Here is a 12,960-nt window from a genome sequence, read left to right as displayed (position 1 = left end):
AGATCGAAAGGGCGCGGATTCTAAACAGTATAGTGGCCTCCCGCCAGGAACTTGCCGTACTTGTCTCTTCACATACCGTTATATAGCCAAAGCGCGAGTCCCGCGTGAATCCCACCTTTACAGAATTTTACGCTTCTGGAAGCGGTGACGCTTTGCGGTTGGTAATGAGATCGATTATCATTAAAGGATTGCAATACATTCTCGCAGAACCCTCGACGCGCCCGGTATGACAGGTGTTCTCAGGGGGCCGATTAAAAATTGTCTCGACCAAAAAGTAAGCAGTTTCGGGGGCGGAATCATAGTGGCTATTTCTCTTGGGTCGGTGCGGCAGTGGCACTGGATCAGTTCTGCTGTCTGTCTCGTGGGAATGCTACTGTTTGCTGTCACCGGGATCACCTTGAATCACGCTGCAGAAATTCCCGCGACCCCCAAAATCGTCAGCCATGAAGGGCAGGTACCTGAAGCTCTGCTGCAGGAATTGAGTGCACTGAACGTGGAGGACGGACAAGGGGCAGCCTTTCCCGACTCTTTGAACAACTGGCTGGCGTCGGAGTACCAGATCTACATTCCCCGCGGTCGCACCGCTGAATGGGACAGCGGAGAGTTTTACCTCGCTATGCCGCGCCCCGGTGGCGATGCCTGGCTTTCACTGGATATTGAGAGCGGCGAGATGGTGTTTGAAAGTACCGACCGCGGCTGGATCGCATACTTTAACGATTTGCATAAAGGAAGAGATACCGGCACCGCCTGGCGCTGGTACCTGGATATTTTTGCAGTCGCCTGCGTGGTGTTCTGCTTGACGGGGTTCTGGCTGCTTTGGCAGCAGTCTTCCCGGCGGGTTTCAACCTGGCCGATTACTGCACTGGGGGTGTTGATTCCCCTGATGATTGCACTGGTTTTCATTCACTGACTGTAATTTTGGGATAAACATGGAAAGAAAGTTGTTTAAAAGTCTCACCGGCCTCGTCGCGCTTGTAGCCTTGTTTCTGGCTATGGGCGCACAGGCGCAAAGCCTGCAGGTACGTATTGAAATTCCGCGACTGAACGTAGCGGAATACCACAAACCCTACGTAGCCGTGTGGCTGGAAGATGAATCGCGTAGCGCTACCCAGATTGCAGTGTGGTACGACGTGGAAATGCGCAACAACGAAGGCGAAAAGTGGCTGAAAGATCTGCGTCAGTGGTGGCGTCGCGGCGGCCGTTCTCTGGACGTTCCCGTAGACGGTATTACCTCTGCCACCTACGGTCCCGGTGAGCATGCACTGGAAGTAGCTATCGAAAGCAGCGATCTCGCCAAGTTGGCTCCGGGTAAATACCGCCTGCGGGTTGAGGCTGCCCGCGAAGTCGGTGGCCGCGAACTGGTGGAAATACCCCTGACCTGGCCTCTTGAAAAGTCCAGCCTGCCATTGTCGGTCAAGGGCAGTGAAGAGCTGGGTAACGTGCGCGTGGCACTTTTGCCCTGACTCTCGAAACGAAACCTGACCTGTATATATTTAGATTTAAAAGGACATACACATGAAAAAGAATTTCACAGGCGTATTGATCGCAGCCCTGATGGCCGGCGGCGTTGCCATGCAGGCCGAAGCACACCGCGCGTGGATTTTGCCGAGCAGCACCGTACTGTCCGGTGAAAATCCCTACGTCACCTTTGATGCGGCTGTCTCGAACACTATTTTCTTCCCAGATCATGTGGCAATGGGTGTTGACGCCGTCACCGCGACCGCACCAAATGGTGAGACAGTTGCGCTGGAAAATGCATCCAAAGGCAAATACCGCTCCACCTTCGATGTACAACTGAAGGAAGAGGGTACCTATAAAATTGGTATTGTTTCTTCCGGTCTGCGTGCTTTCTGGAAAGACCCGGATGGCAAACGCAAAATGTGGCCGGGTCGTGGTCAGCAGGCCAATGACGCTGAGTTTGAAACCGCGGTGCCGAAGGATGCCAAGGACCTGCGTGTAACCCAGAGCTCCCGTCGTATTGAAACCTTTGTTACCGCCGGCGCGCCGACCAACGACGTACTGAAACCTAAAGGTGTTGGCCTGGAGCTGGTACCGGTTACCCATCCCAATGACCTCTATGCCGGTGAAGCGGCCAACTTCAAGCTGTTGATCGATGGCGAGCCTGCGCAAGGCGCGGAAGTCGTATTGATTCCCGGTGGTAGCCGTTACCGCGACAGTCAGGATGAAATCAAGGCTAAGGCGGATGCAAAAGGTCTGTTTAATGTAACCTGGCCGGCCGCGGGTCAGTACTTTATGGAAGCGGAATACGAAGACGAAAAAGCCAAGGCGCCCGCTACCGTTCGCCGTGGTTCTTATTCCGCGACCTTTGAGGTTCTGCCCCTTTAAGGTGGCAGTAGCGGGAGCCATTCAGTGACCGAGAATCAGCGTATTGCGCTTGCCGTTGGTTGTACATTGCTCTGGCTCCTGTGGGTGGGATATCTGTATGTGCAACACCGCCGGACATTACACAGCGCCCGCGCCCAGCAGCCGCCAGTAGAAGGTGGTGTACTCATTGCGTATGCCAGCCAGAGCGGTACCGCCGCGACACTGGCGCGCCAGAGTGCCGATCACCTGGGTGCTTCCGAGCCGGTGACCGTGTTGCCCCTCAGTCAGGTGTCTTCAGAAACCTTGCAAACGGCGCGTAAGGCGCTGTTTGTAGTTGCCACCTACGGTGAAGGCGAAGCGCCGGACAACGGTCAGCGATTTGCCAGAACATTTCTGGCAAAAGCTAATGTCAGCGGAGGAAGTGCGGCCGCACTGGACCTTTCCCATCTTTCCTACTCCGTGGTCGCTCTGGGTGATAGTACCTACGAGCGCTTTTGTGCCTTCGGGCAGCTGATGTTCGATGGTATGGCGCAACTGGGTGCAAAAGCGCTGGAACCAATACATAAGGTAGATAGTGCCCGTGGTGACACCAGCGGCGTTGCCAGTGCGATGCCCGCGTGGTTCCGCCAGCCAAAATCTCCAGCCTTCACGACCAGCGAGCGAGCACCAGAGAAACGGGTCATTTGGTGGCGAATGGCTGAGCGTGTTTTGCTGAACCGCGACAGTCCCGGATCGCCACTGTTTGAATTGACCCTGCGCGCAGTGAGCGATTGGCCCAAGTGGCGGGCGGGTGATGTATTTGAACTGCAGCCGCGTCTACCTCGTGCAGTGGTCGCTGACTGGCTTGCGCAACATCAGCTCGATGCCAACGAGTGGATTGTTGTTGGCGGCCGCGGCCAAACCCTGCAAGCATGGCTGCGTGAGCGCGTGCTGCCGAGTGGGGGTTTCAATCGGGAAAAGCTGATATGCGGGGATTTTTCTGAGTTTCCACTATTGCCAATACGGGAGTACTCCGTGGCATCAAGCCAAGCTGAGAAAGTCCTCAAGCTAATCGTGCGTCAACAGTCTGATGGCAGCGGTAATCTGGGGCTAGGTTCCGGTTGGTTGACGGAGTTCTGTGAGCTAGGGGAACTCTTTGGCGGTCGTTTACGTGAAAACAGCAATTGCCACACTCCCGACCACAGTCGCCCGCTATTGCTGATTGGCGCAGGCAGTGGTCTCGCCGGATTGCGCGCGCAACTGGCGGAGAGAGCCGCACAGGCCTCTCAGAGAAATGTCGGTCCCGTCTGGCTGGTATTTGGTGAGCGTGGCCGCTCAGCCGATCGTCCACTCGCCCACGAAATGGATACCTGGATAAAGCAGGGGATCCTTTCGCGCTGTGATCGTGTTTTTTCCCGCGCTGATTCCGCAAAACCCGGGTACGTTCAGGACTTCCTTGCCGGGCAGAGCGAGGAGTTGCGCAGCTTTATCTCCCGCGGTGCAGACATTTATGTCTGTGGCAACCGCTCCGGTATGGGGGAAGGGGTGGATCATATACTCCGGCAGCAGCTGGGCGGTCCAGAGCTGGAGTCCCTCCTGGACAGCGGCCGGTACCGGCGGGATCTGTACTGACATACCCATAGTTGATAGCTATTTAAATTTTATTGGTTATAGGCTGTGTTGGCAGTGGCGGGTGTTTTAGCTGCCACCAGCGCACTTAACCACGTCCTGCCTGTTGCAAAGTTAAATCGGGGACCTAAAATTCCCTCATCACTCAGGAGAACACCGTGACCAGATTACCAAGTCTTTCAAACCACATAGATTGCGCCGCCCCTCAGGGGATGCGGGCGTGGTTTGTTCGCGTTGAGAAAAATCTGTTCTAACGGCCTCCCGAGTACCGGGGGGCGCGAGCCTTTCGGAATCGGTCTTCAAAAGCCCCCCGCAGGTTCGCCTCCGGGGGTTTTTTATTGTTTGGTTTTGGGCGGGATACTTTTTTTTCTCTGACTCAGTAGCGGTGTCCGTAGCAGTATTGATGAGGCAGGTTTTTCTGCAAAACAAGGATTTATGATGCGCAAAAAATTGAATACGAGAAAGCATTAGGCGTATGAATTCATTGAATAAAAAGGACACCCACTAATTGATTATGTCGGACTCTGGGGTCTTTCCACTGGTATCACTGAATAAAAAGGACACCCACTAATTGATTATGTCGGACTCTGGGGTCTTTCCACTGGTATCACTACGCATGGATAGAATAAAAAGGACACCCACTAATTGATTATGTCGGACTCTGGGGTCTTTCCACTGGTATCACTACGCATTGAATAAAAAGGACACCCACTAACTGAATATGTCGAGCTCTGAGCTCTTTCCATTGGCATAACCATGCCTGATGAGAGCCGTACCGATCAGAAGGGGATTCTGGGTGTGCCTTTTTGTGCCAAATTGGTATTTTCAGGCACAGCAAACTTACGGAGCTGCCGTAGTCGATGCTATGAAGGGGGGAGAGCTAAGTAGCTTGTGGTGAAAGGAGGCGCTCGCAGTCTCGAATACCGTGGGCCCAGTGCTTGCCAAGCTTATCGCATGCTCCACGTACCGCTTCGGCGCTTCCCACCAGGCTTTTGAAACGGCTCTCAAAGTGTCGGTTGAGATAGAGCCAGTGCCTGGGGTCTATCTGCAAGCGCTTGAGGATTGGTGGCAGTTGGCCAGCAATAGCTCCGCGCTTATCTTCACGCAGGCAACGGCCACTCCAGTCCACCAGTTCCAGGTAATCCTGGAGTCGGAAGGGGAGGCCTTCTGGTATACCGCTCCGGGGATTACCGGCGAAGGGCATCAGCCCTGCGGGTTGCCGACGCTCACTGGCGGCCGAGATGCGCTTTTTGGCAGAAGTGTGGTCAGATGTTTCCGGTGTGGCTGCCATCTTTGCGCGAATCGGGTTGAGGTCCACATAGGCCATACAGGCGGCCAGAGCCTGCTCATCCAAAAGTGCCTGAGACTTAAAACGCCCCTCCCAAAAACGACCGCTGCACCTATCCTCCCGATTGGCTTCACGGGCAATAGACTCATTGAGGATTCGCATAAACCAGCTGATATCGGCAAGGCGTGCGCGCCAGACGTCCGCGATCTCCGAGAGACGAAATTGCTCGGCGGAATCCAACACCTCGCCACACACAAATCGTTGAGAGAGGGGCGACCCTTTAAATAGCTGATGCCAGCGTTCCACCACTTCATGCAGATTCCAGTTGGCTACTTTCGCTGTATTGATGTGCAAGACCACATGGTAGTGATTGCTCATTACCGCATACGCACAGATATCCAGTCCAAATATACGGCCCAGCTCCAGGAGCCGGTCTTCGACCCACTGTCGGCGGTGCTCAAAGCTCTGCCCGGTACGATTGTCCCTCCCGCACAGGAAAGCCCGTCGTACACAGCGCGAGACGCAGTGGTAGTAGGGTGTGCTGTCAACGCTGATTAGCGTTTTACGTGGTCTCGTCATCGCTGGCTATACAGGGGTGTATATATAGCCAGTATTGTGATTGCGTGTTTAGAAAGTGCAATAGCCTTGGCGGTTTGTGCTTCGTATTGGCTGGATGCCTTTGCGCTATTTCTCGTTCTCGGCGTGATATGTCGAAGATTGAAAGAATTTCACTGATGGATAAGCACCTAATTCTGAGGCGTTATTGTGGCCCGTGTTTAGCTTGGCGGTACGTCTGTACAATAAATGACCGTTTATTTCTGTTTTGTAGTGGTGAATACTTAGGGTCCAAGTGCCGCGGAGCTCAAGGAGGAGCAGATGGATAAGGATCCAATTCCAGATGAGGCGATGTTCTTCATCGCGGACGGCTATTACAGCATCGATCAAATCATGCGCGTAATTTACGATTATCCGTCTGAAAAAACGCGTGAGCATTTTGTGCAGGTAAATGCACACCTAAAATCCCGGATTGAGCCGGGACAAATGGTAATTGTGACTCCTCCCGATGCGAGCTCTTGCCAGCGCTGGGAGGTGGTTATGCAGGCGGTGGCTCGGCAGGTTGATGCCGAGTTGGCGGCAATGGCAGAAAATGAGCGAAAAACACTTGCACGTAACTATGCACTACTGAGTAATGTCACTACATATACCGCACCAATGTATGGCTGGGTGAACAACTACTTCGCCCGCCGAGCTGACCATGTAAAGCGCATTCTCGAGCAGCTAGACCGATTTCATGGGGCCTCATACCAAACACACGGTAAATTGCCAACAAATCACTTTTTCAGTCAGCGTAAATTGCTATTTTTCCAACTTGATCAAGCCATGAATGGGATGCTCAAGAGAGAGCTGTTCGGTAACCCGGAGTCTGCTAGGAGCCTGAAGCGTCAACTTGGGATCAGTAGTAAAGCTACCGTTCATCAGTGGAAGATGCAGGGATATGTCGATGGCATTAAAGGGTTTGAGAACAACTATCAGAATTTGAAGCGCACCGCGAAGGTGTTTAATAGGCTCGGATATGTTGCTATAGGGCTGGAAGTTATTGGTGGTGCCGCTAATATTCAAAAGGCCTGCGCATTTGAACCGGAGTCGGATCGCTGTACGCGCGCAAGGTTTGTCGAGCCTGGAAAGGTTTCAGGTAGTATCCTAGGTGGTATGGTTGGAGGCTTTCTGGGTTACTCTGCATGCAACTTGTTATTTGGTGTCGAAACGCTTGGGAGTAGCATCCTTTGGTGTGGTATAGCCGTGGGGGGAGTGGGAGGTTATAGCGGCTCTAAGATTGGCGGAGACGCCGGTGAATGGTCAGCGAGCAAGATCTATGAGGTTTCTGTCCAATGACTCTACGTGAGTTGGTTGCATTTTTATTTATTTTGGGTTTCTTCGCTGTTTCGGTATTGGTGCTGATTAACGCAATTTTATTTTATTGCACCCATAGCAAATCGATTAATAAGAAAATTTATGGACATTCTGAGAACTTTGGTTTTTTATTTTCAATAATGGTCCTTTTTGCAGATTGGGCTATTTACTGTCTCAGCAGTACAAGGGCAGAGCGAGCAGGTGTTAGGGAAGTTTTTGCTAATTTGCCTGTCGTTGCGCGTCGACAACTAATATTTCACTTGTTTGGTATGTGGTTTGCCTTTCTTCTTATGGTAACTGGTTGGGCGATTGTGCAGGTGAATGGAATAAATTGATGGGTAGAATTTTTGGTGTATTAGTATTCGCGCTGGCTTTTGTTGGCTGCGGGTCTGGTGATGGTGTGAGTGAGCTGGACACATTGTTTTTGGGCGTCGAGTCTAGTGCGGCTGCTTCTGAAGAGGAGCGACGTATAGAAGACGTCTGGGAGTATATATATGAGAATCGGGTTTATGTCGCAGTCTATGCGATATCGCCTTTGGGGAAAAAAATCGATATTAACGACTTGCCCGATTCCGTTGATTTAGAGGAGGTTGAGGTGGTTTTCTCTAAGGGTGATGAAAAGCGTAGCTATCGATGGGCGCCAATAGATAGTGAAAAAATATATATCTTGTTTCGAGAGAAATAAGGCTAATAAATAGCAAGAGAATAAATAAGATAGCCACATAACTGAATATGTCGAGCTCTGAAGCTTCTCCATTTGCATCACTATACCTGGATAAGAGCTGTATTGATAAGAAGTGAGGGCGGAGTGTGCCTTTTGGAGTCAAAGTAGTCTTTTCAGGCGCAGGACACTTACGGAGCTGCCATGGTAGGTGGTATGGAAAATGCAATGGATAAGCTTGATTTAGCTATTGATATCGCTCGTGTAATTCTAGTCTTTCTGGCTGTGTGTTTGATCATCAGACTTGCCTATCTCACTTTAAAAGTTCATTCAGAAAAGCACTCTAAAGAGGCGGGATGGCTGATCCCACTTTTTTCTTTTGGATCTCGGGCCAGCACTTCATCCGAATCGCCATCAAAGCTATATGGCATCCAGATAGAGCCTGGTGAAACTGTGACCCTGAAAACCAAAGCTGGTTACACTGGCTGTCTCCATATCACTGGAGGATCGGCAAAGTCAGAAGGTGAAGAGTTCATTGTGGGCGATATTCTGGATGTAGGATTGAGTGTTGAGGATATTGCTGAAGCGCAGGAAAAAATCATCGAGGCCGGTGCGCAAGGACTTGAGGCGATGTGGTTTGAGATTTTGTTGGAAGAACCGAGAGCCCGCCAAGTAAAGTAATCATAAATATTACCTTTATCCAAGATCGGCTCGTGGTCTGGATGCTCTCTGAGGGCGGGAAACCGCTGAATATACCGCATACTCATGGCCTGCGGCAGAGCTCAGGTCTTGCATACGTCGCCGGCATGTGGCGTGAAAGTAAAATTTCATGTTTTTTTCACGGTCGAGCCCTCAGCTGGATCGACAATACCCCCGAAAATTTTAAATACTACCGCGTAGTGCAGTGTGTCACAGAGGCTCTACAGCACATTAAGTGGCTTTCTTGACCGCTGGTCATTTATTACACTGAGCTTTGTAGTCGTCCGGATCAAGCCAGGCTTGTGCACTTACATATGAATAGAACTGCTGGAATACATCTTGGGCGGCGCCTGATTCAGAGGACTCAAGGCTGCGGGCAATAGCGGCTTGTGGGCCTTGCTTGGTTGTGAAGGCATTAGTTTTTCAGATTTCCATCAGAACTCCCACCGTTTCGTATACGGTAAGATCTACATTTCCAAAATAAACATTTGCCGAACGAGCTCTGGTGAGCAACTTACTTTGCAAAGTTTCTGTAGTGAAGTCTGCTCAGTAGCGATCAGCCTCTGAATACCAGAGTTCGGCGCTGTGTTCGCCCTTAACCTTCCCGAGATACTTAGCAGAACCGACTATTTCCCAAATAGAAGCTCGCGCTCATGAGCGTGTTCGTTGAAGGTATGGATAAAATTAGATATTTTATCGTTATAACCAAGCTTCATATGGGTTAATGATCAATAAAATATATGCCAAATAAGTTTTAATTTGAAAAAATTGTTACATCTGAAATATTTATTTTTAATGGGTTTCAGGTGTGATTAGAACTTATCGCTTTTTTGTCGCCATAAGAATTATTGGGTGATAATATTACGAATTAGACTGTTTGGTCAAGTGTTGTTAGATTGTCGGGGAAAGGGATGTTCAAGATATCAGTTGTTGTGCCTACGTATAATTCTGTGGATTTACTGGAGCAAACTTTACAAGGTTTTTCTAGGCAATCTGTGTCGCGTGATCAATTTGAGGTAATAGTCGTTGATGACGGATCCACGGATGATACGAAGTCTTTAGTGGATGAATATAGCCGAACTTTAGATATTAGTTACCACTATCAAGAGGATTTAGGGTACCGTCTATCTGCCGCTAGAAACGTTGGGATTAACTTTGCCAAATACCCGGTTACTCTGATTTTCGATTGCGGGATGCTGCCATCAAAGTTCCTTCTGGAACAGCACATAAAGATGCATGCCGGAGGAGAAGATATTGTTCTCGTTGGGCTATCTTATGGTGTTGAGGAGTTTTCGATGGATAACTCACGCGCACTCCAAGATACGATAAGTTACCTGCCATACCATAGTCTATTTTACGAGCTTAATAAGTTCGAAAAATTTTATGACTGTCGATACGATTATTGCCGTTCAGTGAATTTCGATATAAGCAAAAACCCAGCAGCTTGGGTTATGTGCTGGGGGGGGCATATGTCTTCTCGGACTGAGGTGTTTCGGCGTGTTGGTGGGTTTGATGAGTGGTTTACAAGTTGGGGTGGAGAGGATGTGGAGATTGCAATAAGGCTTTATAAGCTGGGTTGCCAATTTAAGGTGATGGAGAACCTGGAAGCTTTGCATATTCCTCATTTCCGCTGTGAAACGTCAAACGTAACGTCTTCCGAAAATAATATTAAGTATATTTTAGAGAAGCACAGCGTTCCTGGAGTTGAGCTACTTGCTACGCATGGATGGAGAGATATTATGAATCTCTACGATGTAAACCGTTCTTTATAGACATATGTGCGTAATGGCGGCGCAATACCGGGTGCTGTTTTTATGAATTTCCAAGGTATATGGGTCCAATAATTCGCTGAAATCCTGTAGCTACTTTAGGGTTGGTTTCTTATTTTCTAGTGGCTTGTTGCGATTTTGCTGGGTTGTTCGAATTGTATTTTGATTTTTGGGGGAAGCGTGGGTTTCAGTAAAAGCGGATTATTTTCATTGCATCCAGCTCAAGAAAGTGTGTATTTCGAGGGCGTGTTAAAGAATTGGCGGCCATTTCAGAATATTTCCTGGGTGGAATTCATAGATGATTTAATTGAGCCTGAGCTGTTTCGTGAGGCTTGGTCGTTACTCTATAAGCATGTGGATGCGCTAAGAGTTAATATTATAGTTTCTGGGGATGGTATCCCAGTGCAGTCGTTCTCGAGCGTGGAGTTAGAGCCGCCGGGAATAGAGTGTATGGATTTCCGTGATGAGAGTAGGCCATTTGAAGTTGCGCTCGAATGGATGCAGGAGCAGCTAGGAAGGGATGCTCAGCCCAAAGAACGGCATTCCTTAAATCAGGCAGTTTTGATGCTTCTACCAGATTCAAAATGCTGTATTTTTATCCTGTCTCATCATCTGGTTAATGACGGAGTTGGAATCCATCAGCTCTTTAAGCTGTTTCATAGGGTGTATGGATGTATTCGGTCTGGAGAATCAGTTGCCTGGTTGAAAGATATTTATCAATACCGCGATGAATTATTGTTGACAACTAAATACTTGGAGTCTGCACAGTACCAAACGGACCAGAGATATTGGCGACAACTGATTGGTGGCGCAGAAATTCAAAAGTTCGATCAAAGGTACGATCGATGGGAGGCTGAATCGCGAGAAATTTGCCTGTCTCCCAATATTGGTTTGAAGCTCAAGAGGTTTTGCTCGGAGTATAATGTGAGTCCGCTATACGTATTAGCGGCTTCATTGGGCATAATTTTTTCTCGATATACAGGGAATAAAGTAGCAACCTTCAGTACAACCTTTCATGGTAGGTCGTCATCTAATGGGGATGTTGCTGTGGGTATGTGCGCAAATCGAGTTCCCTTCGTCAGTGAAGCCCTGTTCGGTGGAAGTTTTCTTGAGAAAGTTTTAGATACTAGAACATCCATCAAGGCTGCAAAGCTTCATGGGAGATTTCCAGCAAGAAAGATCAGCAATTTAATAGGAGGCTCAGAGGATAATTTAGACGTTTGTGTGATTTATGATGATTATTCGAGAATGTCTAATTCTTGGCCAAATTCAATTGTTCAGATAAATAACGTAAATAAACAGCAGCCTTTTGAGGTTCGCTGTATTAAATATACGGAATATGAAGGTTATCGAATTCGTATAGCTTGTCAGCGAAGATTTTTTAGCGATGATGATATAGAAGCCATATTTGGTGGGCTCCTCAATGTTTTTGATATTGCACTTTCAAATCCCGAAGTTAAATATTCTGAAATTATTTCTGATTTTGATGGTAAAGATAAACATTTGATGGGTTTTGTCTGTGGCGCCAACGCTGATTTTCCTGAAGATCTTTGTTTGCACGAGATTTTCGAGTCCCAGGTAGAAAAGACACCCAATAATACGGCGCTGATTTTCAAAAAAGATACGATGACCTATAAGGAGTTAAATTCTCAAGCGAATAGGTTAGCTAGGCATCTTGTAAGTTCCTGTTCTGAAGGCTCATCGAAGTCTTGTAAGGCGATTGGGATCTATCTTGATCGTAGCTTTGAAATGGTTGTATCAGTGCTCGCTGTTTTGAAGGCGGGGTTCTGTTATGTTCCTATTTCGACAGAAGGCCCAGATGAACGGTCTAGGTTTATTTTTGAAGATACCCGGTTAAGTGGGGTTATATCTACCAGTAATCATAAAATGGGCCTAGAGAGCATTGTTTCTTTGCTTGGGTCTGATAATCCAAAGATACTGTTTTTAGATACTTTTGAAGATTCCTTTAAGTATAGTGGCGGCAACCTTGGTAGATACGTACGACCTAGCGATCTTGCCTACATTATTTATACGTCAGGCACTACCGGCAAGCCTAAGGGTGTAATGGTTCCACATCTAGGTGTGGTTAATCGTATTCATTGGATGCAATCTGAATATCCTATTGACGCATCTGACAGGGTGCTGCTCAAGACCCCCTATACATTCGACGTGTCAGTATGGGAATTGTTATGGGCTAATTGGGTCGGGGCGGCCATTGTGATTGCGGATCCAGGAGCGCATAAGGATCCCGGTAAGCTCTCGAATATAATTGCCACGAATAATGTAACCGTTATTCACTATGTTCCTTCAATGCTTGGTGTGTTCTGTAGTTTTCTTGAAAGTAAAGGTGGTAAGTTTCCAGATAGTTTGCATTACATTTTTTGCAGTGGGGAAGCTCTAACTCTTCAACATGTTCAGGCTTTCAATCGGTGTTATAGCCAGTCCAATCATTGCAATCTATATAATTTATACGGACCTACGGAGGCTTCGATTGATGTCTCATATTTTAATAATGCACAGACTTGTACCAACGTAGTACCAATTGGTAAACCTATACAAAATACTTATATTTACGTTTTAGACAGTGCGCTCAATTTACTGCCAGTTGGCGCGGTAGGAGAACTGTATATCGGCGGTGCGGGACTTGCTCGAGGTTATCTGAATCGCCCCGAGTTGACTGCCGAGCGTTTTATTGACAA

General features: G+C 48.5%; 11 protein-coding genes. 10 read left to right on the top strand and 1 reads right to left on the bottom strand.

From position 1 onward, the window contains the following. Window positions 1–301: 301 nt before the first annotated feature. Genes LC093_RS10605 through LC093_RS10590 form a run of 4 tightly spaced genes read left to right on the top strand, consistent with a single transcriptional unit; the run spans window position 302 to window position 3,936 of the window. Complete coding sequence (locus LC093_RS10605) at window positions 302–910, top strand: PepSY-associated TM helix domain-containing protein (RefSeq protein WP_226664765.1); 609 nt, start codon at window positions 302–304, stop codon at window positions 908–910. Between the two features lie 19 nt (window positions 911–929). Then, a complete protein-coding gene (locus tag LC093_RS10600) occupies window positions 930–1,463 on the top strand; it encodes a DUF2271 domain-containing protein (RefSeq protein WP_226664764.1) in 534 nt (177 codons plus the stop codon). Window positions 1,464–1,515: 52 nt separating this feature from the next. Further along, window positions 1,516–2,346: a DUF4198 domain-containing protein gene (locus LC093_RS10595; protein WP_226664763.1), complete on the top strand. Its 831-nt coding sequence runs from the start codon at window positions 1,516–1,518 to the stop codon at window positions 2,344–2,346. A gap of 24 nt (window positions 2,347–2,370) precedes the next feature. Continuing rightward, window positions 2,371–3,936 (top strand): flavodoxin domain-containing protein, encoded by a 1,566-nt coding sequence (locus LC093_RS10590; RefSeq protein WP_226664762.1) that lies wholly within the window; start codon window positions 2,371–2,373, stop codon window positions 3,934–3,936. 877 nt (window positions 3,937–4,813) lie between these two features. Here LC093_RS10590 and LC093_RS10585 read toward each other — a convergent pair. Continuing rightward, window positions 4,814–5,800 (bottom strand): transposase, encoded by a 987-nt coding sequence (locus LC093_RS10585; RefSeq protein WP_226664761.1) that lies wholly within the window; start codon window positions 5,798–5,800, stop codon window positions 4,814–4,816. 297 nt (window positions 5,801–6,097) lie between these two features. Between LC093_RS10585 and LC093_RS10580 the strand changes: the two genes are divergently transcribed. From LC093_RS10580 to LC093_RS10555, 6 genes are all read left to right on the top strand, one after another. After that, window positions 6,098–7,114: a hypothetical protein gene (locus LC093_RS10580; protein ID WP_226664760.1), complete on the top strand. Its 1,017-nt coding sequence runs from the start codon at window positions 6,098–6,100 to the stop codon at window positions 7,112–7,114. Continuing rightward, window positions 7,111–7,467, top strand: a complete 357-nt coding sequence (locus LC093_RS10575) for a hypothetical protein (protein ID WP_226664759.1) — start codon at window positions 7,111–7,113, stop codon at window positions 7,465–7,467. The genes LC093_RS10580 and LC093_RS10575 overlap by 4 nt, the downstream gene beginning before the upstream one ends. Continuing rightward, a complete protein-coding gene (locus LC093_RS10570) occupies window positions 7,467–7,817 on the top strand; it encodes a hypothetical protein (protein ID WP_226664758.1) in 351 nt (116 codons plus the stop codon). Before LC093_RS10575 ends, LC093_RS10570 begins: the two co-directional genes overlap by 1 nt. Before the next feature lie 204 nt (window positions 7,818–8,021). Further along, on the top strand, window positions 8,022–8,474 hold the full coding sequence (locus LC093_RS10565; protein ID WP_226664757.1) for a hypothetical protein: 453 nt from the start codon (window positions 8,022–8,024) through the stop codon (window positions 8,472–8,474). 929 nt (window positions 8,475–9,403) lie between these two features. After that, window positions 9,404–10,264: a glycosyltransferase gene (locus tag LC093_RS10560; RefSeq protein ID WP_226664756.1), complete on the top strand. Its 861-nt coding sequence runs from the start codon at window positions 9,404–9,406 to the stop codon at window positions 10,262–10,264. Between the two features lie 177 nt (window positions 10,265–10,441). Then, on the top strand, window positions 10,442–12,960 hold a 2,519-nt coding region (locus LC093_RS10555), incomplete at its 3' end, for a non-ribosomal peptide synthetase (protein WP_226664755.1).

It is taken from the genome of Microbulbifer aggregans, from assembly GCF_020524005.1.
GTDB classification, from domain to species: domain Bacteria; phylum Pseudomonadota; class Gammaproteobacteria; order Pseudomonadales; family Cellvibrionaceae; genus Microbulbifer; species Microbulbifer aggregans_A.
This window is presented reverse-complemented; position numbering and strand designations above follow the sequence as displayed.